Here is a 26,539-nt window from a genome sequence, read left to right on the forward strand (position 1 = left end):
CCCGTAGGAGCGTGAAGGGATGATCAGGGCTGCGGCCAGACGGCGAGACGCGGAACAGCGCGACTGGCTGCTGCGTGGCACACCGCCCCCGCCCTGGGTGCGCTGGCCCCCGCCGCTGCTCCTCCTCGCGATCGTCCTCGTCCAGCTGGTCACCCCGAAGACGCTCGACCTCAGCTTCCTGGTCGCGGCCGTCCCGCCGCTGGCCGCCCTGTCGTACGGGCCCGCCGCCACGGCCCTCGTCGGGGGTGTCGTGGTCCTGCTGCTCTCCCTGCCGCACTTCGGCCTCGGCCACCCGGGCAACAGCGACGCGCTGACGATCACCTTCATCGCGGTGCTCAGCGTGGTCTTCGCCTGGGTGCGCAGCCGCCGCGAGGCCCAGCTCGTCACGGTCCGCACGGTCGCCGAGGCGGCCCAGTTCGCGGTCCTGCCGCCGCTGCCGGAACGCGTCGGCCGGGTGCGGTTCGCGGGCCTGTACCAGGCGGCCAAGCACGAATCGCTGGTCGGCGGCGACTTCTTCGACGTACGCAGGGGACCCCACGGGGTGCGCGCCCTGATCGGCGACGTGCAGGGCCACGGGCTCGCGGCGGTCGGCACGGTCGCCGCGCTGCTCGGCGCGTTCCGCGAGGCGGTCATCGACAAGCCGGACCTGGAGGGGGTCGCCGCCCAGCTCGACCGCAGGCTGGTCGTGGACTCGGCGGGGCAGGAGCACGCCGAGCTGTTCGCGACGGCGGTGCTCCTGGAGTTCCCCGACGACGCCTCCGTCGTACGCGTCGTCTCCTGCGGGCACCCGCCGCCCCTGCTGCTGCGCGGCCCCGAGGTCACCGAACTGGACGTGGACTCCGGCGCTCCGCTCGGCCTGGGCATCGCGGGCGTCGCCCCGCCCGGGGGTCTCACGGTGCCGCTGCTCGCCGGCGACCTGCTGTTCGGCCTGACCGACGGCGTGAGCGAGGCGCGGGACGCGTCCGGCGTGTTCTACCCGCTGCCCGAGCGCCTCACCGCGCTGCTCAAGACGGACGCGGCGCTCCAGGACGACCCGGCCGCGCTCGTCGAGCGGGTGTGGGAGGACGTGGTGCGGTACGCGGGGCGCGTGCGGGACGACGTGACGATGATGGTGTTCGCGCCGGGGCCGGGGCCGGGGCCGGGGCCGGGGCCAGGGCCAGGGCCAGGGTCGGGGCCAGGACCGGAGCAGGATCAGGGGCGGGAGGCGGGTCCGGGGGAAGCCTGACGGCCGCGCGGCAGTCCCGTCCCGCCCATGAGCTCCCGCAGGCACCGCGCCGCGAGCTCCGCGGGGGAGCCCGGACCCGTGACGTCCGCGTCCGTCTCCGCCCACGTCTCCAGGGCGATCCGGATCGCGTCGGTCGCCGCCGCCGCGGCGAGCCGGATGTCCAGCGGCCCCGCGCCCTCGCCCGCGAGCTCGGCGACGACGGGCCGCAGCCGTTCCTCGGACTCCTGGTTCACGCGGTACCAGACCGCCCGCAGTGCCGGGTCGTCGGCGGCCGCGCGAAGCAGCCCGCGCGCCTGTCGCAGCCCGACGGCGGCGGCCTCGTCCGGCGCGTCGAGCACCTTGGCGACCGCGCCCGCCAGGGCGTCGGGGAGCGCCGCGCCCGGCTCGCTCGCGGCCAGCAGCGCCCGCCACCGTTCCCCGCCGACGGCGAGCAGCGGGCCCACCGCGTCCTGCTTGCTGCGGAAGTACCGGTAGAAGGTGCGCAGCGCGACCCCGGCCCGGTCCGCGATGGCCTCGGCCGTGGTGCCGCCCGGCCCGTGCGCGGTGAAGAGCTCGGCCGCGGCGTGCGCGATCTCCAGCTGGGTGGCCAGCTTGCGGCGCTCCGTGAGGGAGAGGGGCCGGGTGGAGGACTGGGGGCTCATCCGTCGAAGCCTACGTCGAACACGACAGGTGGGCGCGAAGGGTCAATGTGGCACATTGTGCCACCTGGGCGTAACGTGTATCGCGAAAGCTCGACCGGAACGAGAGTGGGAGTACGCCATGCAGAGCGCCGCACAGACCCTGAACCGCTACGAAGGGCGCCGCGCCCTGGTCACCGGCGGCGGCTCCGGCATCGGCCAGGCGACCGTCCTGCGCATGCTGGCCGAGGGCGGCAGGGTCGTCGCAGCCGACGTCAGCGAGGACGGCCTCGAGGACACCGCGGCCAAGGCGGGCGCCGACGCGGAACACCTCACCACCGTGGTCGTGAACATCGCCGACGAGACCTCCGTCCGGGCGGGCGTCGCCGCCGCGACCGCCGCCCTCGGCGGCCTGGACGTCCTGGTGAACGCCGCGGGCATCCTGCGCTCCTCGCACACCCACGAGACCACCCTCGACGCCTTCAACCAGGTCATCGGCGTCAACCTCACCGGCACCTTCCTGATGATCCGTGAGGCGATCCCGGCGCTGCTGCGGGGCGAAGGGCCGGCCGTGGTCAACTTCAGCTCGACGTCCGCGATGTTCGCCCACCCGTACATGGCGGCGTACGCGGCGAGCAAGGGCGGCATCCAGTCCATGACGCACGCCCTCGCGGCGGAGTACGGAAAGCAGGGCATCCGCTTCACCGCCGTGCAGCCCGGCTCCATCTCCTCCGGGATGACGGACGGCTCAGGCGCCAGCAGGCAGAGCGTCGGCCCCGGGCTGCCCGAGGACGCCGACATGAGCCTGTTCGTGAAGCTCGCGCCCGCCCTCGGCCAGGGCTTCGCGGGCCCCGAGACCGTCGCCTCCGTCGTCGCGATGCTCGCCTCGGACGACGGCCGCTTCATCACCGGCACGGAGATCCGCATCGACGGCGGCACGCACTTCTGACGACCGCACCTCTGACGATCGCACCTCTGACGATCGCGCTTCTGACGATCGCGCTTCTGGCGATCGGACCCCGGTCGGGCCTCAGTCGGCCATGAAGCGGTCCCACAGCTTCGGATACCGGCGGGCCATCAGCGCCTCGTCCTCGAAGTCGAGCGGGGTGCCCTCCGGTTCGGCCGGGGAGGGAGGGATGCCGAGGTCAGGGGCGTCCACACCGGTCAGCTGCTCGTACGCCTCGTCCGCCGCGTAACCGAGCTCCTCGCCGTCCCCGTCGAGCTCCTCGTCGAAGTCGTCCAGGAGCTCGGCGAGCGCGTCCGGGTCGTGCACCGCGCCCTCGTAGACCGCCCGGCCCTGCCCGATCAGCCAGCACCGGAAGTAGTCGAAGGCGTCGTCGCCCGCGCCGCCGAGCAGCACCGAGGCCGCGCCCCACAGGTCCCAGCGGTAGGCGCGGTTGTAGCGGGCCTCGAAGTGCCGGGCGAAGTCGAGGACGGAGTCCGGGTCGTACTGCAGCAGTCTCTCGACGAGCAGCTCGGCGTGGTCCTCGGGGTCGCCGCCGGCGGCCTCGCGGGTACTGTCCACGATCTCCCAGAACTCCGTCTCGTCCATCACGGGTCAAGCATCGGTCCTGGGGAGTGGGGGCGCACGTGGAGTGCGCCGGAATGCGGCTGTCTCGTTATCCGTGCACATGCCCGTGGAAAGACCGACAGGAGATGTCCGCTTTTGGTGGCAGCCTCACGGGCATGGACACCACGCAACCCCTGACCGGAAAGATCGCCCTCGTCGCGGGCGCCACCCGTGGCGCGGGCCGCGCCATGGCGGTGGAGCTCGGCCGCGCCGGAGCCACCGTGTACGTGACGGGCCGGACCACCCGCAGGCACACCAGTGAGATCGGCCGGAGCGCCGAGACCGTCGAGGGGACCGCCGAACTGGTCGACGCCGCCGGCGGCAAGGGCATCGCCGTACCCACCGACCACCTGGAACCCGCCCAGGTCGAGGCGCTCGTCGAGCGGATCGACCGGGAGCAGGGCCGCCTGGACATCCTCGTCAACGACATCTGGGGCGGCGACGTCCACGTCGAGTGGGACAAGAAGATGTGGGAGCACGACCTCGACAAGGGGCTGCGCATCCTGCGCCTCGGCATCGAGACCCACATCGTCACCAGCCGGTACGCGCTGCCGCTCCTCATCAGGAACCCCGGCGGCCTCGTCGTCGAGGTCACCGACGGCACCGAGGAGTACAACGGCGCCAACTACCGCAAGCCCTTCTACTACGACCTCGCCAAGGCGGCCCCGCTGCGCATGGCGCGCGATCTCGCCGAGGAGGTCGAGGAGTACGGCTGCACGGCGCTCTGCCTCACCCCCGGCTGGCTGCGCTCCGAAGCCATGCTCGACACCCACTTCAAGGTGACCGAGGACGACTGGCGGGCGGGCTGCGAGCAGAACCCGCACTTCGCGATCTCCGAGACGCCGACGTTCGTGGGGCGGGCGCTCGTCGCCCTCGCCGCCGACCCCGAGGTGGCGCGCCACAACGGCACGTCGCTCTCCAGCGGCGGCCTCGCCAAGGAGTACGGCTTCACGGACGTGGACGGCTCCGCGCCGGACGCCTGGCGGTACATCACGGAGGTCGACCAGGAGAGCCCCACGGCGGACGTCACCGGCTACCGGTAGAGCACCACCGGTAGAGCACCACCGGTAGAGCATCACCGGTAGAGCGCAGCCGAGCGCGCCGCCGCGGCCGCGAACCGCTCGCGCAACCCGGCGGGCTCCAGCACCTCCGCCTCCGGGCCGAGCGCCATGAGCTGCGTGTACGCCACGTCCTCGTTCTCGACGGGCAGGGTGACCGTCACCCGGCCCGTCGCGTCCGGCTCGCCCGCCGACTCCATCGCCTCGCGCGCGACCGCGCGGTCGGTGACGTACGGCAGCTGCCGCACACCCGCTCCGGAGAGCCGCACCACGACCTCGGCCCGCAGGATCGCCCGCGCGAACTGCGCCGCCCGCTCCTCCCAGAAGCCCGGCAGGTCGAACTCCTCGTCCCGTACGAACCGTTCCTCACCGGCGTCCACCGCCGTGAACCGGTCGATGCGGTACACGCGGAACGACCCGGAGTCGGGCACCCGCGCGCACAGGTACCAGACGCCCGCCTTGAGGACGAGGCCGTAGGGCTCCAACTCCCGCTCCACCTCGGCCTCCTGGCGGCGGTAGCGGGCCGTCACGCACCGGTCGTCCCACACCGCCTCCGCGACGGCGGGCAGCAGATCGGGGGCGGGCGTCTCCTGGAACCAGCCCGGCGCGTCCAGATGGAACCGCTGCGAGGCCGTCTGCGAGGCGTCCCGCAGCGACGGCATGAGCGCGGCCGACACCTTGAGCCGGGCCGCCGACGCCGCGTCCGCGAGACCCATCTCGCGCAGCGCGCCCGGCACCCCGGACAGGAACAGCGCCTCCGCCTCGTCGCGGCCGAGCCCTGTGAGGCGGGTGCGGTAGCCGCCGATCAGCCGGTACCCGCCGGTGCGGCCCCGGTCCGCGTAGACGGGGACGCCCGCCTCGGACAGCGCCTGCGCGTCACGCGTGATGGTCCGCTCGGACACCTCGAGCTCGGCGGCCAGCTCGGCGGCGGTCATGGAGGGCCGTGCCTGGAGCAGCAGCACCATCTTGATGAGGCGGGCAGCGCGCATGGCCCCATGATGCCGTCACGCACACATGGGTGTGGGCCCCTGCCGACGGCAGGGGCCCACACCCATGTGGAACAGGAGTTCCTACAGGCCGTACTTGGCCCGGGCCTCCTTCACCGCGGAGGCGGGCACCTCGCCGCGGCGGGCGAGCTGCGCCAGCGCGGCGACGACGATCGACTCCGCGTCGATGCCGAAGTGGCGGCGCGCGGCGTCACGCGTGTCGGAGAGGCCGAAGCCGTCCGCGCCGAGCGAGGAGTAGTCCTGCTCGACCCACTGCGCGATCTGGTCGGGGACCTGACGCATGTAGTCGGAGACGGCCAGGACCGGGCCCTGGGCGCCCTCCAGCGCCGTACGGATGAACGGGGTGCGCTCCTCGCCGCGCAGGATGGCCTCGTCGGCCTCCAGAGCGTCGCGGCGCAGCTCGGTCCAGGACGTCGCGGACCACACGTCGGCGGCCACGCCCCACTCCTCGGAGAGCATCTTCTGGGCCTTCAGGGTCCAGTGGATGGCCGTGCCGGAGCCGAGCAGCTGGATGCGCGCGGCGTTGGCCGCAGGGGAGAGGCCCGCGGACTCCGCCGTGTTGAAGCGGTACAGGCCCTTGACGATGCCCTCGTCGACACCCGCGGGCTTCGCGGGCTGCGGCATGGGCTCGTTGTAGACGGTGAGGTAGTAGAAGACGTTCTGGTCCTCGCCCTCGTGGGCCTCGCCGTACATGCGGCGCAGACCCTCCTTGACGATCGCGGCGATCTCGTACGCGAACGCCGGGTCGTAGGAGAGGGCCGCCGGGTTGGTCGCGGCGATGACCGGCGAGTGACCGTCCGCGTGCTGCAGACCCTCACCCGTCAGCGTCGTACGACCGGCCGTCGCGCCGACGAGGAAGCCGCGGCCGAGCTGGTCGCCGAGCTGCCACATCTGGTCGGCGGTCCGCTGCCAGCCGAACATCGAGTAGAAGATGTAGAAGGGGATCATCGCTTCGCCGTGCGTGGCGTACGCGGTGGACGCGGCGATGAAGTCCGCCATGGAGCCGGCCTCGGTGATCCCCTCGTTGAGGATCTGGCCGTCCTTGGCCTCCTTGTAGTACATCAGCTGGTCGCGGTCGACCGGCTCGTACGTCTGGCCCTTCGGCGAGTAGATGCCGAGCGACGGGAAGAGCGACTCCATGCCGAAGGTGCGCGCCTCGTCGGGGACGATCGGCACCCAGCGCTTGCCGGTCTCCTTGTCGCGTACGAGGTCCTTCACCAGGCGTACGAACGCCATGGTCGTCGCCACCGACTGCGAGCCGGAGCCCTTGTCGAAGGAGGCGAACGTCTTGTCCGCGGCGGCGGGCAGCGGCGCCAGCGGCTGCGTGCGGCGGGCCGGGGCCGGGCCGCCGAGGGCCGCGCGGCGCTCCTGGAGGTAGCGGACCTCGGGGGAGTCGGCGCCGGGGTGGCCGTAGGGCACCTGGCCGTCGGCGAAGGCGCTGTCCGGGATCGGCAGCTCAAGGAGGTCCCGCATGTCCTTGAACTCGTCCACCGTCAGCTTCTTCATCTGGTGGTTGGCGTTCTTGGACTCGAAGCCCTTGCCGAGGGTGAAGCCCTTGACCGTCTGCGCGAGGATCACGGTCGGCGCACCCTTGTGGGTGAGCGCCGCACGGTAGGCCGCGTAGACCTTGCGGGCCTCGTGGCCGCCGCGCGAGAGGTGGAAGCACTCGCTGATCTTGTCGTCGCTGAGCAGCTTGCCGAGCTCGACGAGCGCGGGCTCGGAGCCGAAGAAGTGCTCGCGGATGTACGCGGCGTCGCGCGTCGCGTACGTCTGGAACTGCGCGTCCGGCACCTCGCGGAGGCGGCGGACCAGGGCGCCGGTGGTGTCGAGCTGGAACAGCTCGTCCCAGGCGTTGCCCCACAGGACCTTGATGACGTTCCAGCCGGCGCCGCGGAACTGGGCCTCCAGCTCCTGCACCACGCGGAAGTTGGCGCGGACCGGGCCGTCGAGGCGCTGCAGGTTGCAGTTGATGACGTACGTGAGGTTGTCGAGGCCCTCACGCGCGGCCAGTGCGAGGGCCGCCGTCGACTCGGGCTCGTCCATCTCGCCGTCACCGAGGAACGCCCACACGTGCGAGGCGGAGACGTCCTTGATGCCGCGGTTGGTGAGGTACCGGTTGAAGCGCGCCTGGTAGATGGCGGAGAGCGGGCCGAGCCCCATGGAGACGGTCGGGAACTCCCACAGCCAGGGCAGGCGGCGCGGGTGCGGGTAGGAGGGCAGGCCGTTGCCGCCGGCCTCCTGGCGGAAGTTGTCGAGCTGCGCCTCGTTCAGGCGGCCGTCCAGGAACGCGCGGGCGTAGATGCCGGGGGAGGCGTGGCCCTGGATGTAGAGCTGGTCACCGGAGCCGGGGGCGTCCTCGGATTCCTTGCCCTTGAAGAAGTGGTTGAAGCCGGTCTCGTACAGCCAGGCCGCGGACGCGAAGGTCGCGATGTGGCCGCCGACGCCGTACTTGGAGCCGCGGCTGACCATGGCGGCCGCGTTCCAGCGGTTCCACGCCGTGATCTTGCGCTCCATCTCCTCGTCACCGTCGACGGACGGCTCGGCGGAGGTGGGGATGGTGTTGACGTAGTCCGTCTCGAGCAGCTTGGGCAGCGCCAGGCCCGCGCCCTCGGCGCGCTCCAGCGTGCGGCGCATCAGGTATGCGGCACGATGCGGCCCGGCCGCCTCGGTGACGGCGTCCAGGGAGGCCTGCCATTCGGCGGTCTCCTCGGGGTCGCGGTCCGGGAGCTGGTCGAGCTCGCTCGGCTGGATTGCGGAGGGGTCGGTCATGTCGCCGCCTTCCTGAGTCGGAGGGGGTCCCCTGTTCGGTAAGGGGTGGGGGTGCCCGGTGCTTGGCAGGACAGGGCGTGAAGCTCTGGTCTGAGCCCGTCGGAGACTGTAACTCCGTGATCGATGATCGATCAAAGGGTTGAAGGGGAAAACTCCTTCATACCGGGAAAGTAGGCATCCGGTGCCAGCAAAGCGGGCACGCGGTGCCTTCGATTTGAAGGATTTACGCAGGTGGGAGCACGTTTGGCGGCAAGGCGCCACGGATGAGCGCGGGTGTCACGGGCGCGGCGCGCAGCCCAGCACGTGGGACTTGACCAGGTCCGCGATGGCCGGGTCACGGCGCCGGAAGGCGGAGACGAGGGTCTCGTGCTCCTCCGCGTACGACTGCTGGACCGTGCCCAGCCAGCGGATCGACAGGGCCGTGAACACCTCGATGCCGAGGCCCTCCCAGGTGTGCAGCAGGACGGAGTTGTCCGCCGCACGCACCAGCTCCCGGTGGAATCCGACGGTGTGCCGCACCTGGGCCGTGCCGTCGGCGGCCCGGTCCGCCTCGTAGAGGGCCGCGACGTGCGGCTCCAGGGCCGAGCAGTCATCGGCGAGCCGCTCCGCCGCGAGCTCGGCGGCGATGGCCTCCAGGCCCGCCCGCACCGGGTAGCTCTCCTCCAGGTCGGCGGCCGTCAAGTTGCGTACGCGTACGCCCTTGTTGGGTGCCGACTCGATCAGCCGCAGCGTCTCCAGCTCGCGCAGCGCCTCACGGACCGGGGTCTGGGAGACCTCCAGCTCCACCGCGATCCGGCGCTCCACGATGCGCTCGCCCGGCTTCCAGCGCCCGCTGACGATCCCCTCCACGATGTGCTCGCGGATCTGTTCGCGCAGCGAGTGAACGACGGGCGCGGTCATGTGGGCTCCTCCGGCGGGGGCAGCGCCCCAGGGCGTTGTGACCCCTAGACAATACGGCGACGCCCCCGCCCGGAGGACTCCGGACGGGGGCGTACGCGCTGATGAGACGAGTGTTACAGACGCACGGGGCGCTGTGACTACAGGCCGAGCTCGACCTCGAACTCGCCCGCCTCCAGGATCGCCTTGACCGCGGTCAGGTAGCGGGCGGCGTCCGCGCCGTCCACCAGACGGTGGTCGTAGGAGAGCGACAGGTACGTCATGTCCCGCACCGCGATGGTCTCGCCGAGGTCGGGGTGGTTGATGACGACCGGACGCTTGACCGTGGCACCGATGCCGAGGATCGCGGCCTGGTTCGGCGGCACGATGACCGTGTCGAACAGGGCGCCGCGCGAACCGGTGTTGGAGATCGTGAAGGTGGCGCCGGACATGTCGTCCGGGGTGAGGCCACCGCCACGGGCCTTGCCGGCCAGCTCGGCGGTCTTCTTCGAGATACCGGCGATGTTCAGGTCGCCCGCACCCTTGATGACCGGCGTCATCAGACCCTTCTCGGCGTCCACGGCGATGCCGATGTTCTCCGAGTCGAAGTACGTGATGGTGCCTTCGTCGTCGTTGATCCGGGCGTTGATGACCGGGTGGGCCTTCAGCGCCTGGGCGGCGGCCTTGACGAAGAACGGCATCGGCGAGAGCTTGACGCCCTCGCGGGCCGCGAAGGAGTCCTTCGCCTTGGCGCGCAGCTTCATCAGCTTGGTGATGTCGACCTCGACGACCGAGGTCAGCTGGGCCTGCGAGTGCAGGGCCTTCATCATGTTGTCGCCGATGACCTTGCGCATGCGGGTCATCTTGACCGTCTGGCCGCGGAGGGGAGAGACCTCCAGGGCCGGGGTCTTCGGCGCGGCGGCAGGAGCGGCGGCGGCGGGGGCCGGGGCCGACTTCTTGGCCTCGGCGGCGGCGATGACGTCCTGCTTGCGGATGCGGCCGCCGACACCGGAACCGGTGACCTCGGAGAGGTTCACACCGTTCTCGGAGGCGAGCTTGCGCACCAGCGGGGTGACGTAGGCACCGTCGTCGGCCGGGGTGGCCTGCGCCGGGGCGGCGGGGGCCGGCTTGGCCGGGGCCGCGGGCTGCGCCGGAGCCGGGGCGGCAGCGGCGGGCTGCGCCGGGGCGGCCGGAGCCGCGGCCGGGGCGGCGGGCTGGGCCGGGGCGGGGGCCGGGGCCTCCTGCTTCGGCGCCTCCTGCTTCGGGGCCTCGGGCTGCGCGGGGGCGGCCGGGGCCTCCTCCTTGGCCGGGGCCGGGGCGGCACCGGGCGCACCGATGACGGCGAGCTTGGCGCCGACCTCGGCGGTCTCGTCCTCACCGACGACGATCTCGAGCAGCACGCCCGCGACCGGCGACGGGATCTCGGTGTCGACCTTGTCCGTCGAGACCTCCAGGAGGGGCTCGTCGGCCGCGACCTCCTCGCCGACCTCCTTCAGCCAGCGGGTGACGGTGCCCTCGGTGACGGACTCGCCGAGCGCGGGCAGGGTGACCTCGGTGCCCTCGGCGGAACCGCCGGACTGGGCCGGGGCCGCCTGCTGCTGGGGGGCCTCCTCCTGCGCGGGGGCGGCCGGGGCCTCCTCCTGCGCGGGAGCGGCGGGGGCCTCCTCCTGCGCCGGGGCGGCCGAACCGCCCGCGTCGCCCGAGCCGTCGTCGATGACGGCGAGCTCGGCGCCGACCTCGACGGTCTCGTCCTCGGCGACCTTGATGGACGCCAGGATGCCGGCGGCGGGGGAGGGGATCTCGGTGTCGACCTTGTCGGTCGAGACCTCGAGCAGCGGCTCGTCGGCCTCGACGCGCTCGCCCTCGGCCTTCAGCCAACGGGTGACAGTGCCCTCGGTGACGCTCTCGCCGAGCGCCGGAAGGGATACGGAAACCGCCATGGTTTCAGTTGCTCCTTACGGATGGGGACTCCCCTGCTCGAGCGAAGTCGAGAGCTTGGGGAATGCGGAAAGTCTGGTCGTCGCGCCCGTGTGACCGAAGGTCAGTCGTGGGAGTGCAGCGGCTTGCCCGCCAGGGCCAGGTGGGCCTCGCCGAGCGCCTCGTTCTGGGTCGGGTGGGCGTGGATGAGCTGGGCCACCTCGGCCGGCAGCGCTTCCCAGTTGTAGATCAGCTGGGCTTCGCCGACCTGCTCGCCCATGCGGTCGCCGACCATGTGGACGCCGACCACGGCACCGTCCTTGACCTGGACGAGCTTGATCTCGCCCGCGGTCTTGAGGATCTTGCTCTTGCCGTTGCCCGCGAGGTTGTACTTGAGGGCGACGACCTTGTCCGCGCCGTAGATCTCCTTGGCCTTGGCCTCGGTGATGCCCACGGAGGCGACCTCGGGGTGGCAGTACGTCACCCGGGGCACGCCGTCGTAGTCGACCGGGACGGTCTTGAGACCGGCCAGGCGCTCCGCCACCAGCATGCCCTCGGCGAAGCCGACGTGCGCGAGCTGGAGGGTCGGCACCAGGTCGCCCACGGCCGAGATGGTCGGGACGTTGGTCTGCATGTACTCGTCGACGAGGACGTAGCCGCGGTCCATCGCGACGCCCTGCTCCTCGTACCCGAGGCCCTGCGAGACCGGGCCGCGGCCGATGGCGACCAGGAGGACCTCGGCCTCGAAGGTCTTGCCGTCGGCGAGGGTCACCCGCACGCCGTCCTGCGTGTACTCGGCCTTGTCGAAGAAGGTGCCGAGGTTGAACTTGATCCCGCGCTTGCGGAACGCGCGCTCGAGAAGCTTGGAGCTGTTCTCGTCCTCGACGGGCACGAGGTGCTTGAGGCCCTCGATGACCGTGACGTCGGCCCCGAAGGACTTCCACGCCGAGGCGAACTCGACGCCGATGACGCCGCCGCCCAGGATGATCGCGGACTTCGGCACGCGGTCCAGGGTCAGGCCGTGGTCCGAGGAGATGATGCGGTTGCCGTCGATCTCCAGGCCCGGCAGCGACTTCGGCACGGAGCCGGTCGCGAGGAGGACGTGGCGGCCCTGGACACGCTGGCCGTTCACGTCCACGGAGGTCGGCGACGACAGCTTGCCCTCGCCCTCGATGTACGTCACCTTGCGGGAGGCGACGAGACCCTGCAGGCCCTTGTACAGGCCCGAGATCACGTCGTCCTTGTACTTGTGGACGGCCGCCATGTCGATGCCCTCGAAGGTGGCCTTCACGCCGAACTGGTCGGCCTCGCGCGCCTGGTCGGCGATCTCGCCGGCGTGCAGCAGCGCCTTCGTGGGGATGCAGCCGTTGTGCAGGCAGGTGCCGCCGAGCTTGTTCTTCTCGATCAGTGCGACGTCCAGGCCCAGCTGCGCTCCGCGCAGCGCCGCGGCGTAACCGCCGCTACCGCCGCCGAGGATCACTAGGTCGAAAACGGTGCTGGCGTCGTTCGCCACGTCACGTCCTCCATGCATGTGCGCCGTACGCCGGACCCCTTTTCGCGGGGGACGACCGGTCGGTCGGCTGGTATTCGGCCGCTCTTGTTTCGGCCCTTTGGTGGGGGCCCTGTCCTGCCGAGAACCCATCTTCGCACTTGTCGCCGACAGACGGGACGCCGGGCCAGGCTGTGAGACGTCGGATCGACCGTCCCCAGGGCCTTCTCTTGCGTACGAACGTACGGATTTCGTCGAGGGCGAAATCACACAGGGGCCCCGGACACCAGACGGGTCCGGGGCCCTCGGCACGTCCGGGGTCAGCCCAGGTCGCCCGCGGCGGTGTGCTCGGCCAGCCGGACCAGGGTGCGGACCGCGGAGCCGGTGCCGCCCTTGGGGGTGTAGCCGAAGGGGGCGCCCTCGTGGAAGGCCGGGCCCGCGATGTCGAGGTGGGCCCAGGTGATGCCCTCGCCGACGAACTCCTGGAGGAAGAGACCGGCGACCAGGCCGCCGCCCATGCGCTCGCCCATGTTGGCGATGTCGGCGGTGGGGGAGTCCATGCCCTTGCGCAGGTCGGCGGGGAGCGGCATCGGCCAGGACGGCTCGCCGGCCTCCTCGGCGATCTCGTGGACCGACGTACGGAAGGCGTCGTCGTTGGCCATGATGCCGAAGGTGCGGTTGCCGAGCGCCATCATCATGGCGCCGGTGAGCGTCGCCACGTCGACGATCGCGTCGGGCTGGTCCTCGGAGGCCTTGGCGATCGCGTCGGCCAGGACGAGACGGCCCTCGGCGTCGGTGTTGAGGACCTCGACGGTCTTGCCGCTGTACATGCGCAGGACGTCGCCGGGGCGGGTCGCGGAGCCGGACGGCATGTTCTCGGCGAGCGCCAGCCAGCCGGTGACGTTCACCTCCAGGCCGAGGCGCGCGGCGGCGACGACGGCGGCGAACACCGCGGCGGCGCCGGCCATGTCGCACTTCATGGTCTCGTTGTGACCGGCGGGCTTCAGCGAGATGCCGCCCGAGTCGTACGTGATGCCCTTGCCGACGTAGGCGAGGTGCTTCTTCGCCTTGGAGCTCGTGTACGAGAGCTTCACCAGGCGCGGCGGGGCGTCCGATCCTGCGCCGACGCCGAGGATGCCGCCGTAGCCGCCCTTGGCGAGGGCCTTCTCGTCGAACACCTGGACCTTGATGCCGTGCTCCTTGGCCGCGGCCTGGGCGACGGCGGCGAAGGCCTCGGGGCTGAGGTCGTTCGGCGGGGTGTTGACCAGGTCGCGGGCGCGGTTCAGCTCCTGCGCGACGGCGGTGGCGCGGTCGACCGCGGCCTTGTACGCCTTGTCGCGGGGCTTGGCGCCGAGCAGGGCGACCTCGGCCAGCGGGGCCTTGGCGTCCTTGCCGTTCTTCTTCTCCTTGGCGTCGGCCTGGCCCTTGTACGCGTCGAAGGAGTACGAGCCGAGGAGGGCACCCTCCGCGATGGCGCCGGCGTCGTCGGCGTCCTCGACGGGCAGCGCGAACGCGGCCTTCTTCGAACCGGTCAGGGCGCGGGCGGCGACACCGGCGGCACGGCGCAGCGCGTCCGTGCCGTACGTCTCGTCCTTGTCCGGGACCTCGCCGAGACCGACCGCGACGACGACCGGCGCCTTGCAGCCGGACGGCGCGGGGAGCTTCGTCACCTCACCCTCGCCGCCCGAGGCGCCGAGGGTCTCCAGGACGGACGCGAGCTTGCCGTCGTACGCCTTGTCCACGGCCTCGGCGCCGGGGGCGACGACCAGGCCCCCCTTGGATCCAGCGCCCTTCGCGACACCGACGACGATCGCGTCGGCGCGCAGGCCGGTCGCGGCGGCGGTGCTGAGAGTCAGAGCAGTCACGGTGGTGAGGTCCTCTTTCGGTGAGTTTCGTCGGGCTGCGGGGTGGTGAGCCCGTCGCGAGCCTACGCCCGTGAGCGCTGCGGTGCGCCTCACTGTGTGTGTCCGGCGCGGTGTCAGCCCAGGGCGAGGCGGTGTCAGCCCAGGGCGAGCACGATCAGGGCACCGGTCGCCGCCGTCTCCGCGAGGCCGCCGAAGACGTCTCCGGTGACCCCGCCGAACCGCCGTACGCAGTGCCGCAGCAGCAACTCGGCGGCGCCGAGCGCCAGTACGACGGCCGCCGCGCCCCGCACGACGCCGGCCGTACCGAACGGCACGCCCGCGGCCGCGGCCGCGCACACGACGACGGCGGCGACGCCCCACGCGCGGCCGCGCGGGACCACCCCGGCGACGGCGGCGCCGAGCCCCTCGGGGCGGGCGGGCGGCACCCCGTCACGGGCGGCCAGGGTGAGGGCGAGGCGCGCGGTGGTCGCCGAGACGACCGCGGCGAAGGCACCGCGGGCCCACGAGGCCTCGTACAGCTGGAAGAGCACGGCCACCTGGGCGAGCAGCACGAAGAGCAAGGTGATGACCCCGAAGGGGCCGATGTCGGACTGCTTCATGATGCGCAGCGCGTCCTCGGCGGGCTTGGCGCTGCCGAGACCGTCCGCGGTGTCCGCGAGCCCGTCGAGGTGCAGGCCGCGGGTGAGGGCGGCGGGGGTCGCGGCGGTCGCGGTGGCGGCGAGGAGCGGGCCCGCGCCGAGGAGCGCCAGGACGCCGCCGACGCCCGCCGCGCAGAGGCCGATCACCAGCCCGGCGAGGGGGGCGCACTGCATGCCGCCGCGCGCGGCCTCGCGGTCCCAGCGGGTGACCCTGACGGGGAGCGCGGTGAGGGTGCCGAAGGCGAAACGTATGCCGTCGGCGGGGGAGGTTCCGGTCACCGCGGAAGGCTACCCCGCGGCGACGGCCCGCCCTGCGGATCACTCTCCGGAGACGGAGGATGGGCGCATGAACGCCTGGCGGGCCGCATGAACGACTGGTGGTACCGGAACATCGTCGAGCCGGGGAAGCTGCCGCTGCTGCTCGCGCTGCTCTCGTTCGTCGGGTCGTTCCTGGTCACCCGGACCATCACGCGGCTGATCCGGGCGGGCAGGGGGCCGTTCCGGAACATCAGCACCGGTGACGTGCACGTCCACCACGTCGTGCCGGGGATCTTCCTCATGCTGGTCGGCGGGTTCTGGGCGGTGGCCGCGGGACGGCACGGCGCCGGGCCGCTGTACGCCGCCGTCATCTTCGGGCTCGGCGCGGGCCTCGTGCTCGACGAGTTCGCGCTGATCCTCCATCTCGACGACGTCTACTGGAGCGAGCAGGGCCGCAAGAGCGTGGAGGTCGTCATGCTCACGGCCGCCCTGGTGGTGCTCGTGCTCACCGGCTTCACGCCGCTCGGGGTCAACGACCTGACGCCCGTCGAGCGGCAGAACCGGGCCCTGTTCGCGCTGAACGTCGGCGTCAACTGTGCCTTCGCCGTGATCGCGCTCCTCAAGGGCAAGCTGCGCACGGCTCTGATCGGGATGGTGGTCCCGCTCGTCGCGCTGGTCGGCGCGGTCCGGCTCGCCCGGCCGGGGTCGGCGTGGGCGCGGCGGTTCTACCGCAACCGGCACCGGGCACGCGCGCGTGCGGGGCTGCGGGCCTTCCGGCACGACCGCCGATGGACCGGTCCGCGCCGCAGGCTTCAGGACTGGATCGGCGGCTTCACGCCGGGCCCCTCGCCCTCCGGGCCGGAACCGTCCGAGGACCCGTCGGAGCGTGTGCCGCCGCGCCGGTGACGTACCGCCTCGATCGCGCACAGCACGAGCACGGCGGCGATGGCGGCCAGGTGCTCCTTGCCCGCGAGGTTGTTCTTGACCAGCACCTCGACGACCATCAGGACGGTGACCAGGGCGGCGGTGAAGTACGCCCGGTAGCGCCAGCACACGAGGACGGCGAGGCCGACGACGGCGGCGGACGGGCCGGTGTCGACGACCTGCGCGTCGGACGCCGGCAGACCGATCGGGTTGCCGGGGCCCAACTCGATGCCCACGCGCGCGTAGAGCGTGCCGGCGAGTGTGGCCGTGTACGCGACGAGCAGCGTGCGCCACCGGCCCAGGCAGATCTCCGCGATTCCGAAGACGATCAGGAGTTGCGCGAGCGCGCCCCACACGGGCAGGTCGAGGGCGGGCACGAAGAGGGAGAGCGGCGTGCGGAGCAGGGCCAGCCAGAGAGGGTCCTCGGCGCGTACGCAGCCGATGTCCTGGACGAATCGAAAGCCCCAGGGCTGGTTCTGCACGTACTGGAAGACAGCCGTGAGACAGACCGCCGCCAGGGTCATGGGCACGGCCCGCCAGCGCCGGGCGGCGAGCGCGTCGCGCACGGTGGAGAAGAGCGGCCCCCACTCGGCGCGTGCGTAGCGGGCCAGGGCACTCATCGTCTCGACTCCAGGTGTTTGCGGTGCAGCCACTTCGGCAGGCCCGGCGCTTCGAGGAAGCCCTCCGCCCGACCGGAGGCGACGCCGATGCGCAGGAGGTCGGAGCTCTTCTCGAAGAGGAGGAAGCGGGGTTCCCAGATCGGCCGGTACTTGGCGTTGGCCCGGTAGAGGGACTCGATCTGCCACCACCGGGAGAAGAAGCTGAGCAGCGACCGCCACAGGCGCAGGACCGGGCCCGCGCCGAGCCGTGAGCCGCGTTCGAAGACCGACCTGAACATCGCGAAGTTGAGCGACACCTGAGTGATCTTGATCTCGGGGGCGTGCTGCAGGAGTTCGATGACCATGAACTCCATCAGGCCGTTCTCGGAGTCGCGGTCACGCCGCATCAGGTCCAGGGAGAGCCCGTGCGGCCCCCACGGGACGAAGGAGAGCACCGCTCGCAACACGCCGTCGACGTCCGTGCATTCGACCATCACGCACTGCCCGTCCGCCGGGTCGCCGAGCCGCCCGAGCGCCATGGAGAAGCCGCGTTCGGTGGCTCCGTCGCGCCAGTCGTCGGCGCGCTCCAGGAGGGCCGCCATCTCCTCGGCGGGGATGTCCTCGTGCCGGCGGATGCGGACCGTGTACCCGGCGCGCTTCACACGGTTGTACGCCTGCCGGACGGTACGCATGGCCCGCCCCTCAAGGGTGAAGTGTTCTTTGGAGGCTGCGCCTCGGGCCGCGATCTCCACGATGGCTTCGTCGCCCAGCTCCAGGGCGTCCAGGCCGTGCCGCGCGTAGATCGTGCCCGCCTCCTCGCTCGCGCCCATCACGGCGGGGATCCAGCCGTGCTCGCGGGCCTCGGCGAGCCACGGTTCGATCGCGCCGGGCCAGGCCTCCGGGTCGCCGATGGGATCACCGGAGGCCAGCGAGACACCGCCGACGACGCGGTACGCGACCGCCGCCTTGCCGGTCGGAGACCATACGACGCTCTTCTCGCGGCGCAGCGAGAAGTACCCGAGGGAGTCGCGGTCGCCGTGCCGGTCCAGCAGCGCGCGCAGCCTCTCCTCGTCGTCCTCGGTGAGCGGATCGACGACCCTGCGGGAGCGGAACGCCGCGTACAGCACGGCGCAGAGCAGCAGTGCGCTCAGGACGTTGATGGCGACGTCGACCCAGCCGGGCGTGGCGAGGCCCTCGAAGTGCTCGTCGTCGGCGGCCAGCGAGACGAGGCGCATGGTGCCGTAGCGCCAGCGGTCCAGGAAGGTCGAACGGCTCTCGTCGTGGGCGTTGTTGGTGGCGGTGACCAGCAGCGCCGCGATCAGCGAGGTCACCAGGAGCCCGCCGGCCGCGACGGCCGACGCCAGCTTGGGGTTGGAGCGGTCGCCCTTGGCGTAGAACTCGCGGCGGCCGGCGATCAGAGCCGCGACGAAGGCGGCGGTCAGCACCAGCGAGATCCAGTTCTGCGCGTGTGCGCGCATCTCAGGGAGGACCATCGCGAGGGCGAAGAGCAGCAGGAAGAGGCCGCTGAGCACGGAGTTGAGAATCCACGCGGCGCGTTTGCGGCGCCGCATGGTGATCGCAAGGAACAGCGTGAACGCCCCCGACGCGAAGCCGGCGGTCAGCAGATACGGGGTGAAGAAGTCCTCCGTGTTGTGCTGCCGCAGGTCCTGCCCGAGGGAGACCCAGACCGCGCTCAGGAAGTTGATGAAGGTGACGGCCCGGAGATACCAGACGGCGAACCCGGCGGCGCGGCGCTGTATGACGGTGCGTGATTCCTGTCGCCCGGCGACGACCTGCTCATCTCCCATGAAAAGGGATCATATGGGTCCCGGGCCATGGGGGATGATCTAGGTGATCCAGGGGTTCTGTCCGAATTGGCCCCGCCGGGCCCGCGCCGCAGCGGCTAGCTCTCGTCCTCGATGGTCGACTCGGGCTTCTCGTCCTCCGCGGCGGCGGCCCGCTCGGGCAGCTCCGCCGAGAGCGCCGCGGCGGCCTGCACCAGCGGCAGTGCCAGGAGCGCCCCGGCACCCTCGCCGACCTTGACCCCATGGTTCAGGAGCGGTTCGAGCGCCATCCGGTCGAGCGCCTTGGCCTGGGCCGGCTCCCCGCTGTCGTGCCCCGCCAGCCACCAGTCCGGCGACCGGAACGCGACCCGCTGGGCCACCAGCGCCGCCGCCGACGCCACGACGCCGTCGAGGATCACCGGCGTACGCCGCACCGCGCACTGCAGCAGGAAACCCGTCATCGCGGCCACATCGGCGCCGCCCACCGCGGCGAGCAGCTCCAGCTGGTCGCCGAGCACAGGCCGGGCCCGCCGCAGCGCGTCCCGCACCGCCGCGCACTTGCGCATCCACGCCAGGTCGTCGATGGGCTCCCCGCCCCGCCCCGTCACCACGGACGCGTCGGTCCCGCACAACGCGGCGACCAGCGTCGCCGCGGGCGTCGTACCGCCCACGCTCACATCGCCGAGCACGACCAGATCGGTGCCCGAGTCCGCTTCCTCGTCGGCCACGGCCATGCCCGCGCGGAGCGCCTGCTCCGCCTCCTCGGCGGTCAGCGCGTCCTCGATGTCGATACGGCCCGAGCCGCGCCGCACCCGGTGCCCCGCGACCTCGGCCGGCAGCTCGCCCGGGTCGCAGTCCAGCGCCATGTCGACGACCCGCACGGGCACGTCGAGGCGGCGGGCGAGCACGGCGGCCGGGCTCTCACCGGCCAGTACGGAACGTACGAGATCGGCGGCGCTCCCCGCGGGCCGCGCCGAGACACCGAGCTCGGCGACCCCGTGGTCGCCCGCGAACAGCACCACGCGCGGCCGCTCGACCGGCCGCACCGGCACCGCCGACTGGGCCGCCGCGAGCCACTCGCCGAGTTCGTCGAGGCGGCCCAGCGAGCCGGGCGGCACGGTCTGCCGCTCCCTGCGTTCCTCGGCGTCGCGGCGCACCCCGCCGTCGGGCCGCTCGATCAGGTCGGTGAAGTCGTCGAGATTCAGCGAGCTCATTCGCCGAACAGTACCGGGAGCGGTGCAGGCGCCGCTCGAACGCCCCTACGGACCACACCATGCGTAGCGTCACTACTTATGCGGGAATGATCCCTTACGTCCCTGTTTGTCCCGGCTTCCTCCAGGAGTACGACCATGACCACGGATGCCGCACGCCAGGTCGCCGCACGGCGCCCCGTCTACCTCGCCGAACTCGCCCAGGGCACCGAGCGGTTCCACGAGCCCCGCCGTACGGACTGCCCCTGGTGCGGCTCCGGGCGGCTGCGGACGAGGCTGCGCACCACCGACCTGATCCAGCGCAAGCCGGGCAGCTTCAGGGTCGACCGGTGCGGCGACTGCGGCCACTGCTTCCAGAACCCCCGCCTCACCCCGGAGGGCCGGGACTTCTACCGCAGGGACTTGCGCGGCGGCATCGGCGGGCGGGGCGCTTTCGGCGGCTTCGGCGGTGCGGGCGCCAAGCGCCGCCTCTCCGGTGCCCGCGCCCTGGGTGCCTTCGACGAGCCCGAGTGCTGGCTGGACGTCGACACCGGTGCCGCGCACTTCCCCGCCCTGGCCAAGCAGGTGCTGCCGTACACGTCCTTCGACGGCATCGACCGGGGCCGCGGCGTCGCGGAGGGCGTACGGCGCGGCCGCATCGAGGAGGGCCACCGCGGCACCCTCACGCAGCTCGCGGACTCCCTCGCGGGCCGGTACGACGCGATGAGCATGTTCCACTGCCTGCCGCGCACCCCGGACCCCCGCGCGGAACTCGCGGCCGCGAGAACCGTGCTGCGCCCCGGCGGACACCTCCTCATCGAGGCCCCCGACCCCGAGTGCCGCTACGCGGGGCTGCTCGGCAAGTGGTGGCTCTCGTACTTCCAGCCGCAGCACCTGCACCTCATGCCGCTCGCCAACCTCCGCGCGGCGCTGGAGGAACTCGGCTTCACGGTCGTCGCCGTCGAACGCCGCGCGGCGCACGTCCCGATCGACCTGACCGCGGCGGTCGCGCTCTTCCTCGGCTGCCGCATGCCCGAGCCCGACGTCCCGTGGCGGGCCAGGCCGGCCTCCCCGCTCCGGCTGAGGCTGCGGCAGGCGGCACGCTGGGCGTCCCTGCCCCCGGTGGCGCTCGCCCGCGTCCTCGACATGCTCCTGTCGCCCCTGCTCACCCGCACCGGCTTCGCCAACACCTACCGGATCGTCGCCCGCCGAGGTGCCTCATGAACGGAGCGGGGTGAGGACACAGACTGACTCTCAGCCGCGCAGCGCCAGGGCCTGGCCCGCCACGACGAGCAGCACGTGCTCGCACTCGCCGGCGAACGCCGTGTTGAGGCGGCCCAGTTCGTCGCGGTAGCGGCGGCCCGACGCGGTCGCGGGGACGATGCCCGAGCCGACCTCGTTCGAGACGGCGACGACCGTGCGCCGGGTGGCCCGCACCGCCTCCGCGAGTTCGGTGACGCGCTCCCGCAGCGCCCGCTCCCCGCCGCCCGCCCACTCGGCGTCGTCCCACGCCTTCACCTCGTCCATGACGTGGGTCAGCCACAGCGACAGGCAGTCGATGAGCAGCGGCGGCCCGTCCTCGGCGAGCAGCGGCACCAGGTCGCAGGTCTCGGCGGTCCGCCAGGAACCGGGACGCCGCTCGCGGTGCAGGCTCACCCGACGGGCCCACTCGGTGTCACCGCTCCTGGTCCCGCCGGTCGCCACGTACAGCACGTCCGGGAAGGCCTCCAGACGCCGCTCGGCCTCCACCGACTTGCCCGAGCGCGCGCCGCCAAGGACAAGGGTGCGGCGCGGCACGTCCGGTACGTCCTCGTAGGCGCCGACCACCAGCGTCGAACCGTCCGGCACGGCCCGCGCCCCCACGGCGGCGAGCCGGCGCGTCAGCTCACGGCCGGGCGGCGCCTCGTGGCCGATGTGCACCGCGAGCACGTCGGTGGTCGGCCCGACGGCCCCGGCCGCGCGCAGCCGGGCGAGCCCGTCGGGACGCCCGAGGACATCGGCGAGGACCATCTCGTACGTCACGTGCCCGCCGTTGCCGCCATGGCCGCCATGCCCGCCGTTGCCGCCGTTGCCCGCGGCCCCGTTCCCCTCGGCGAGTCCCGCGGGCGCCCCGCCCGGCGGCAGGTACAGCAGCCGCTCCCCGTCGGGCCCCGTCACCTCGTACCCGGTACCGGGCGCGTCCAGCGCCACCGCGCGCACCCGGTGCCCGGTGAGCAGCGCCAACTCCCGCCCGTCGGCGACCCGCCCGGGCTGCGGCAGCCCCGCGGGCACCTCGACCGGAGGCCCGTCGTGCGGATGCGAGAGAAGGACCTGACGGACTCCGCTGAGCGAGTGCCCCGCGCGGGCGGCCGCGAAGGCCGCTCCGGGGGTGAGGTCGAGGAGCAGTACGCCGTCCACGAGGAGCGCGGTCGCGGCGCGCGCCGCGTCGCCTAGCGCGGTCGCGCAGGCCGCGCAGGGACAGTCGGGGAGGGGCAGTCCGCCGGGGGCGCCGGTGCCGAGCAGAGTGAGTTCCACACGAAGATCCTCCCGCGTCGGGTCGAGCGCCGCGCGCCCGGATAGGCTTCAAGCGGATTCAGGCGGTTCTCACACCGCCACGGGACCTCGGGAGGCTGACATGGCGGCATGGACGTGGCGGTTCGAGAAGGCGGACGGGACGGAGGTCCAGCCCGCGGTGCAGCCCGAGGAGTTCACCACGCAGGGCGACGCCGAGTCCTGGGTCGGTGAGTACTGGAAGCCGCTCGCCGAGGGCGGCGCCGACCAGGTGACGCTCTTCGAGGACGCGAACAAGATCTACGGGCCGATGAGCCTGCACATGGAGGACGAGCCGGAGGACGCGGACGCGTCGGCCTAGAGGCTCTCGACACCGGCCCCGGGCGCGAGCGCCCGGTCACCCGGGCCACCACGGGAGGCGGCAGCCGGACCACGACCGCCGCCTCCCGCACCTCTGCCTCCCCGGGCCGCGCCTGCGGCTTCCCGGGCCGTGCCTGTGGCTTCCCGGGCCGCGCCTGTGGCTTTCCGGGCCGCGCCCCCGGCTCCGGGGCCGCGCCCCCGGCTCCCGGGCCGCGCCCCCGGCCCACGCCCACGCCCCCGGCTACATCTCGCCGAGCGTGACGTCCGTCGTCCTCTCGTCCCCGTCCCGCACGTACGTCACCCGCGTCTTCTGGCCCGGCCGCGCCGACGCGAGCGCCTCCGAGAGTGAGTTGATCGTGGTGACCTCGTCGTCGCCGAGCCGGGTGATGATGTCCCCGGCCGCCATGCCCGCGTCCGCCGCGGCGCCGCCCTTCCCGGCCTCGACGACGGCCACGCCCGCGGGCCGGTAGTCGTCGCCGAGGACGGTGCGGCCGGTGATGCCGAGGGCGGCCCGGCCCGAGTCGGTCACCCTGCCGCTCTCGATGATCTGGTCGGCGACGGTCTTCACCATCGAGGACGGGATCGCGAAGCCGATGCCCGGCGCGGCGCTGTCGCCCATGTCCGGGTCGCTCGCGGCGAGCGTCGGGATGCCGATGACCTGCCCTTCGAGGTCGACGAGCGCGCCGCCGCTGTTGCCCGGGTTGATGGCGGCCGAGGTCTGCACCATGTTGGCGATGGTGGCCCCGGTCCCGCCGCCGGAGCGGCCCTCGCTGACGGTGCGCCCGGTCGCCGACACGATGCCCTGGGTGACGCTGGACGACAGGCCGAGCGGGGAGCCCATGGCCAGCACGATCTGTCCGACCTCGGCCTTGGTGGAGTCGCCGAACTTCGCGGCCTTCAGCCCGTTCGGCACGTCGCCCAGCTTGACGACGGCGAGGTCCTGCTCCGGATAGGTGGCGACCAGCTCGGCGGTCAGCGCCTGCTCGCCGGTCGCGGTGGTCACCTTGAACCGCTTCTCCTTGCCCACGACGTGGGCGTTGGTGACGATGTGCCCCTTGCCGTCGTAGACGACTCCGGAGCCGAGGCCCTCCGCGGCTTCGATCTGGACGACGGACGGCAGAACGTCCTTGATCACCTTCTGGTACTCGTCCTGCAGACCGCTCGCGGCGGCGGGCGCGGCCTGCGTGGTGGACCCGCCGGAGTCACGGGATCCGGATCCGGACCCTGAGGAGCAGCCGCTGACGAGCGAGGCGGCGGTGAGGACGGCGAGAAGGGGCAGGACGGAGGACGACACGGCACGCGTACGAGAGACACTCATGTCCCGAGTGTCGGTTTCGTCGTACGGCGTCGCCCTGACTTAGAGGGCCGATCAGGCGTCGCCGACCCCCCGAGCCCGTACCTCTAGTCCCGCACTCCGCAGAGATGCAGCAGCGCCGCGACCCGCCGGTACGGATCGGTGCGCCCCGCCCGCTCCTCGGCGGCGAGCAGTGCCTCGAGCTCCCACTCCGGAGGAATCGCCGCTTCGTCGGCCGCGGTGTCCGTGAAGACCCGCACCCCGTACCAGACCTGCAGCGGCGCCGCGATCCCCGCCAGCGCCGAGGTCAGCGCGTCGAGCCGGTCCGCGCGGGCGTCGACCCCGAGCCGGTTGCGGTACGTGACGGAGTCGAAGGAGGCGAGCGCCCCCGCCCAGTCCCCGGCCATGCCCGGCCGCATGGCCAGCGCCTCCGCGTTGCGCACCAGCAGCGAGAGCAGCCCGCCGGGCGCCAGCATCCGGGCCAGCCCGGCGAGGAGCGCGTCGGGCTCCTCCACGTACATCAGAACGCCGTGGCACAGCACCACGTCGAAGCTGCCGGGCAGGAAGTGCACCCCGGTCTGGTGCCCGTCGCCCTCGACGATCCGCACCCGCCCCTGGATGCCCTCGGGCTCCTCGGCGAGCGCCGCACGCGCGGCGGCGATCATGGCGGGGTCCTGCTCGACGCCCGTCACCTTGTGTCCGGCGCGGGCGAGCCGCAGCGCCTGCGTGCCCTGCCCCATGCCGACGTCGAGCACCCGCAGGCGCTGCCCCACGGGGAAGCGCCCCGCTATCTGCTCGTCGAGCTGCCGGGCCACCAGCTCCTGTCGAACGGCGTTGCGCAGGCCACCCAGCTTCTCCAGCCAGGCCCCGGCTCCGCCGGTGAATCCGCTCAGGGCCGTTCTCCGCGCTTGACCTGCGGCTTCGGCAGCCGGAGACGGCGCATCTGGAGCGTGCGCATCAGGGCGTACGCGACAGCGCCCTTCTTGTTCTGGTCCGGGAACCGCTCGTTCAGGCGCTTCTTCAGACGGAACACGGTGGCGACCGAGTCGACGACGATCAGGACGATCACGAAGAGCCAGAGCAGCAGGGCGATGTTCTGCAGCTGGGGCACGCGGACCATGCTCAGGACGAGGATGATCACCGCGAGCGGCAGGAAGAACTCGGCGATGCAGAAGCGCGAGTCCACGAAGTCGCGCGCGAACTTGCGCACGGGACCCTTGTCACGGGCGGGCAGGAACCGCTCGTCACCGCTCGCCAGCGCCTCGCGCTGCTTCGCCATCTGGGCGCGGCGCTCGTCGCGCTGCCGCTTGGCGGCCTCCTTGCGCGTCGTCGGCGTGTTCGTCACGCTGCGACGCTGCGACTGCGCCATGGCGCGCTTGGGGGTGGGGCGGCCCTTGGGGGCCTGCGGGTCACGGGGCTGGTTGGAGTCGGTCACCGGCGCCTGCGCGGCCGGGGCCTTCTCTTCCTTGGATCGGCTACGGAACACAAAAGCCAAGGGTACGGGGTGCGGGGACATGGACGTCCGCCAGGCGGGGAACGATCCGGCAACACCGGGCGTCTTGATTTATGTGCCTAAGGGGACGTAGCAGGCGGTATGCGGCCGGTTCGGCGGCGGCTGCCCCGAGGGCATCGGGGTCGGTTCACAGGGGTGCACCTACTCCTTACGCCGGATCGGCGCCGGACGCAGTCGTCCTTGGGGATGAGCGCATCAGCACGCGAACAGTGCGGTAATGGATGCAGGGCCCGTACTGTGGTTCTGAGCAGGTACCTGGAGCTGGAAGTCCGTCAGAAGGGGGCGCGCGAAGCCCATGAGCGGTGTCATGAAGCGTATGGGGATGATCTTCCGCGCGAAGGCGAACAAGGCCCTCGACAGGGCCGAGGACCCGCGCGAAACCCTCGATTACTCGTACCAGAAGCAGCTGGAGCTGTTGCAGAAGGTGCGCCGCGGCGTCGCCGACGTGGCGACCTCACGCAAGCGCCTCGAACTGCAGCTCACCCAGCTCCAGAAGCAGTCCTCGACCCTGGAGGACCAGGGGCGCAAGGCGCTGGCGCTCGGCCGCGAGGACCTGGCCCGTGAGGCCCTGTCGCGCCGCGCCGCGCTCCAGCAGCAGGTGACGGACCTGGAGACGCAGCACCAGACGCTCCAGGGCGAGGAGGAGAAGCTCACCCTCGCGGCCCAGCGGCTTCAGGCCAAGGTCGACGCCTTCCGCACCAAGAAGGAGACGATCAAGGCCACGTACACCGCGGCCCAGGCGCAGACCCGCATCGGCGAGGCCTTCTCCGGCATCTCCGAGGAGATGGGCGACGTCGGCATGGCGATCCAGCGCGCCGAGGACAAGACCGCGCAGCTCCAGGCGCGGGCCGGCGCGATCGACGAACTGCTCGCGTCCGGTGCGCTCGACGACTCCTCCGGACTCGCCAAGGACGACATCCAGACCGAGCTCGACCGCCTCTCCGGTGGTACAGATGTAGAGCTGGAACTGCAGCGCATGAAGGCGGAGCTCGCCGGGGGCTCCAGCAGCGGGCAGCAGGCGATCGAGGGCGGCCAGGGCCGCACCCAGTCGCAGCAGCCCCAGGACACCCCGCGCTTCGACAAGCAGTAGCCCTAC

Annotated in this window: 23 protein-coding genes; 7 read left to right on the forward strand and 16 right to left on the reverse strand. The window is 72.3% G+C overall.

Annotated features, from left to right (window positions below; translation table 11 throughout):
- Positions 1–19: 19 nt before the first annotated feature.
- Positions 20–1,225, forward strand: coding sequence for a PP2C family protein-serine/threonine phosphatase (locus tag AB0N81_RS39135; protein WP_365367193.1), 1,206 nt, complete (start codon positions 20–22; stop codon positions 1,223–1,225).
- Here the strand turns inward: AB0N81_RS39135 and AB0N81_RS39140 are convergent.
- Positions 1,192–1,866 carry a TetR family transcriptional regulator gene (locus tag AB0N81_RS39140; RefSeq protein WP_365367195.1) on the reverse strand — a complete coding sequence of 225 codons (675 nt, stop codon included), beginning with the start codon at positions 1,864–1,866 and terminating at the stop codon, positions 1,192–1,194. The genes AB0N81_RS39135 and AB0N81_RS39140 overlap by 34 nt on opposite strands.
- Positions 1,867–1,984: 118 nt before the next feature.
- Here AB0N81_RS39140 and AB0N81_RS39145 point away from each other — a divergent pair, with 118 nt between their 5' ends.
- Positions 1,985–2,791: an SDR family oxidoreductase gene (locus AB0N81_RS39145; RefSeq protein ID WP_365367197.1), complete on the forward strand. Its 807-nt coding sequence runs from the start codon at positions 1,985–1,987 to the stop codon at positions 2,789–2,791.
- Positions 2,792–2,872: 81 nt separating this feature from the next.
- Here the strand turns inward: AB0N81_RS39145 and AB0N81_RS39150 are convergent, their stop codons facing one another.
- Positions 2,873–3,394 carry a DUF4240 domain-containing protein gene (locus AB0N81_RS39150; protein WP_365367250.1) on the reverse strand — a complete coding sequence of 174 codons (522 nt, stop codon included), beginning with the start codon at positions 3,392–3,394 and terminating at the stop codon, positions 2,873–2,875.
- A gap of 134 nt (positions 3,395–3,528) precedes the next feature.
- Here AB0N81_RS39150 and AB0N81_RS39155 point away from each other — a divergent pair, with 134 nt between their 5' ends.
- On the forward strand, positions 3,529–4,455 hold the full coding sequence (locus AB0N81_RS39155; protein ID WP_365367199.1) for an SDR family oxidoreductase: 927 nt from the start codon (positions 3,529–3,531) through the stop codon (positions 4,453–4,455).
- Positions 4,456–4,487: 32 nt separating this feature from the next.
- On the opposite strand, the gene AB0N81_RS39160 is transcribed toward AB0N81_RS39155, so the two are convergent.
- The 7 genes from AB0N81_RS39160 to AB0N81_RS39190 form a co-directional block, all read right to left on the reverse strand.
- Entirely contained in the window at positions 4,488–5,459 is a 972-nt protein-coding gene (locus AB0N81_RS39160; protein ID WP_365367201.1) for a WYL domain-containing protein, read from the reverse strand.
- 81 nt (positions 5,460–5,540) lie between these two features.
- Positions 5,541–8,246 (reverse strand): pyruvate dehydrogenase (acetyl-transferring), homodimeric type, encoded by a 2,706-nt coding sequence (aceE, locus tag AB0N81_RS39165; protein WP_365367203.1) that lies wholly within the window; start codon positions 8,244–8,246, stop codon positions 5,541–5,543.
- 276 nt (positions 8,247–8,522) lie between these two features.
- Positions 8,523–9,146, reverse strand: coding sequence for a GntR family transcriptional regulator (locus AB0N81_RS39170; RefSeq protein WP_365367205.1), 624 nt, complete (start codon positions 9,144–9,146; stop codon positions 8,523–8,525).
- A gap of 137 nt (positions 9,147–9,283) precedes the next feature.
- On the reverse strand, positions 9,284–11,062 hold the full coding sequence (gene sucB / locus AB0N81_RS39175) for a 2-oxoglutarate dehydrogenase, E2 component, dihydrolipoamide succinyltransferase (protein WP_365367207.1): 1,779 nt from the start codon (positions 11,060–11,062) through the stop codon (positions 9,284–9,286).
- A gap of 101 nt (positions 11,063–11,163) precedes the next feature.
- A complete protein-coding gene (lpdA, locus tag AB0N81_RS39180) occupies positions 11,164–12,552 on the reverse strand; it encodes a dihydrolipoyl dehydrogenase (RefSeq protein ID WP_161237254.1) in 1,389 nt (462 codons plus the stop codon).
- Positions 12,553–12,848: 296 nt separating this feature from the next.
- Positions 12,849–14,393 (reverse strand): leucyl aminopeptidase, encoded by a 1,545-nt coding sequence (locus AB0N81_RS39185; RefSeq protein ID WP_365367209.1) that lies wholly within the window; start codon positions 14,391–14,393, stop codon positions 12,849–12,851.
- Positions 14,394–14,527: 134 nt separating this feature from the next.
- Entirely contained in the window at positions 14,528–15,310 is a 783-nt protein-coding gene (locus AB0N81_RS39190; RefSeq protein WP_365367211.1) for an adenosylcobinamide-GDP ribazoletransferase, read from the reverse strand.
- Positions 15,311–15,397: 87 nt separating this feature from the next.
- Between AB0N81_RS39190 and AB0N81_RS39195 the strand changes: the two genes are divergently transcribed.
- Complete coding sequence (locus AB0N81_RS39195) at positions 15,398–16,195, forward strand: hypothetical protein (RefSeq protein WP_365367213.1); 798 nt, start codon at positions 15,398–15,400, stop codon at positions 16,193–16,195.
- On the opposite strand, the gene AB0N81_RS39200 is transcribed toward AB0N81_RS39195, so the two are convergent.
- The 3 genes from AB0N81_RS39200 to cobT form a co-directional block, all read right to left on the reverse strand.
- Positions 16,102–16,833 carry a hypothetical protein gene (locus AB0N81_RS39200; RefSeq protein WP_365367215.1) on the reverse strand — a complete coding sequence of 244 codons (732 nt, stop codon included), beginning with the start codon at positions 16,831–16,833 and terminating at the stop codon, positions 16,102–16,104. The genes AB0N81_RS39195 and AB0N81_RS39200 overlap by 94 nt on opposite strands.
- Positions 16,830–18,620, reverse strand: coding sequence for a phosphatidylglycerol lysyltransferase domain-containing protein (locus AB0N81_RS39205; protein ID WP_365367217.1), 1,791 nt, complete (start codon positions 18,618–18,620; stop codon positions 16,830–16,832). Before AB0N81_RS39205 ends, AB0N81_RS39200 begins: the two co-directional genes overlap by 4 nt.
- Before the next feature lie 95 nt (positions 18,621–18,715).
- Positions 18,716–19,810 carry a nicotinate-nucleotide--dimethylbenzimidazole phosphoribosyltransferase gene (gene cobT / locus AB0N81_RS39210; RefSeq protein ID WP_365367219.1) on the reverse strand — a complete coding sequence of 365 codons (1,095 nt, stop codon included), beginning with the start codon at positions 19,808–19,810 and terminating at the stop codon, positions 18,716–18,718.
- 135 nt (positions 19,811–19,945) lie between these two features.
- Here cobT and AB0N81_RS39215 point away from each other — a divergent pair, with 135 nt between their 5' ends.
- Entirely contained in the window at positions 19,946–21,010 is a 1,065-nt protein-coding gene (locus AB0N81_RS39215) for a class I SAM-dependent methyltransferase (protein ID WP_365367221.1), read from the forward strand.
- 30 nt (positions 21,011–21,040) lie between these two features.
- On the opposite strand, the gene AB0N81_RS39220 is transcribed toward AB0N81_RS39215, so the two are convergent.
- A complete protein-coding gene (locus AB0N81_RS39220; protein WP_365367223.1) occupies positions 21,041–22,300 on the reverse strand; it encodes a bifunctional adenosylcobinamide kinase/adenosylcobinamide-phosphate guanylyltransferase in 1,260 nt (419 codons plus the stop codon).
- Between the two features lie 100 nt (positions 22,301–22,400).
- On the opposite strand from AB0N81_RS39220, the gene AB0N81_RS39225 reads away from it, so the two are divergent.
- Complete coding sequence (locus tag AB0N81_RS39225) at positions 22,401–22,637, forward strand: hypothetical protein (RefSeq protein WP_365367225.1); 237 nt, start codon at positions 22,401–22,403, stop codon at positions 22,635–22,637.
- A gap of 240 nt (positions 22,638–22,877) precedes the next feature.
- Here AB0N81_RS39225 and AB0N81_RS39230 read toward each other — a convergent pair whose 3' ends face one another.
- The 3 genes from AB0N81_RS39230 to AB0N81_RS39240 all read right to left on the reverse strand — a co-directional run bounded on the left by AB0N81_RS39230 (position 22,878) and on the right by AB0N81_RS39240 (position 25,446).
- Positions 22,878–23,954 (reverse strand): trypsin-like peptidase domain-containing protein, encoded by a 1,077-nt coding sequence (locus AB0N81_RS39230; protein ID WP_365367227.1) that lies wholly within the window; start codon positions 23,952–23,954, stop codon positions 22,878–22,880.
- A gap of 83 nt (positions 23,955–24,037) precedes the next feature.
- Positions 24,038–24,748 carry a class I SAM-dependent methyltransferase gene (locus AB0N81_RS39235; protein ID WP_365367252.1) on the reverse strand — a complete coding sequence of 237 codons (711 nt, stop codon included), beginning with the start codon at positions 24,746–24,748 and terminating at the stop codon, positions 24,038–24,040.
- 71 nt (positions 24,749–24,819) lie between these two features.
- Positions 24,820–25,446 carry a DUF3043 domain-containing protein gene (locus AB0N81_RS39240; RefSeq protein ID WP_365367229.1) on the reverse strand — a complete coding sequence of 209 codons (627 nt, stop codon included), beginning with the start codon at positions 25,444–25,446 and terminating at the stop codon, positions 24,820–24,822.
- 292 nt (positions 25,447–25,738) lie between these two features.
- Between AB0N81_RS39240 and AB0N81_RS39245 the strand changes: the two genes are divergently transcribed.
- Positions 25,739–26,533 (forward strand): PspA/IM30 family protein, encoded by a 795-nt coding sequence (locus tag AB0N81_RS39245; protein WP_365367231.1) that lies wholly within the window; start codon positions 25,739–25,741, stop codon positions 26,531–26,533.
- Positions 26,534–26,539: the final 6 nt, after the last annotated feature.

It is taken from the genome of Streptomyces sp. NPDC093510 (assembly GCF_040683555.1).
Classification (GTDB): Bacteria; Actinomycetota; Actinomycetes; order Streptomycetales; family Streptomycetaceae; genus Streptomyces.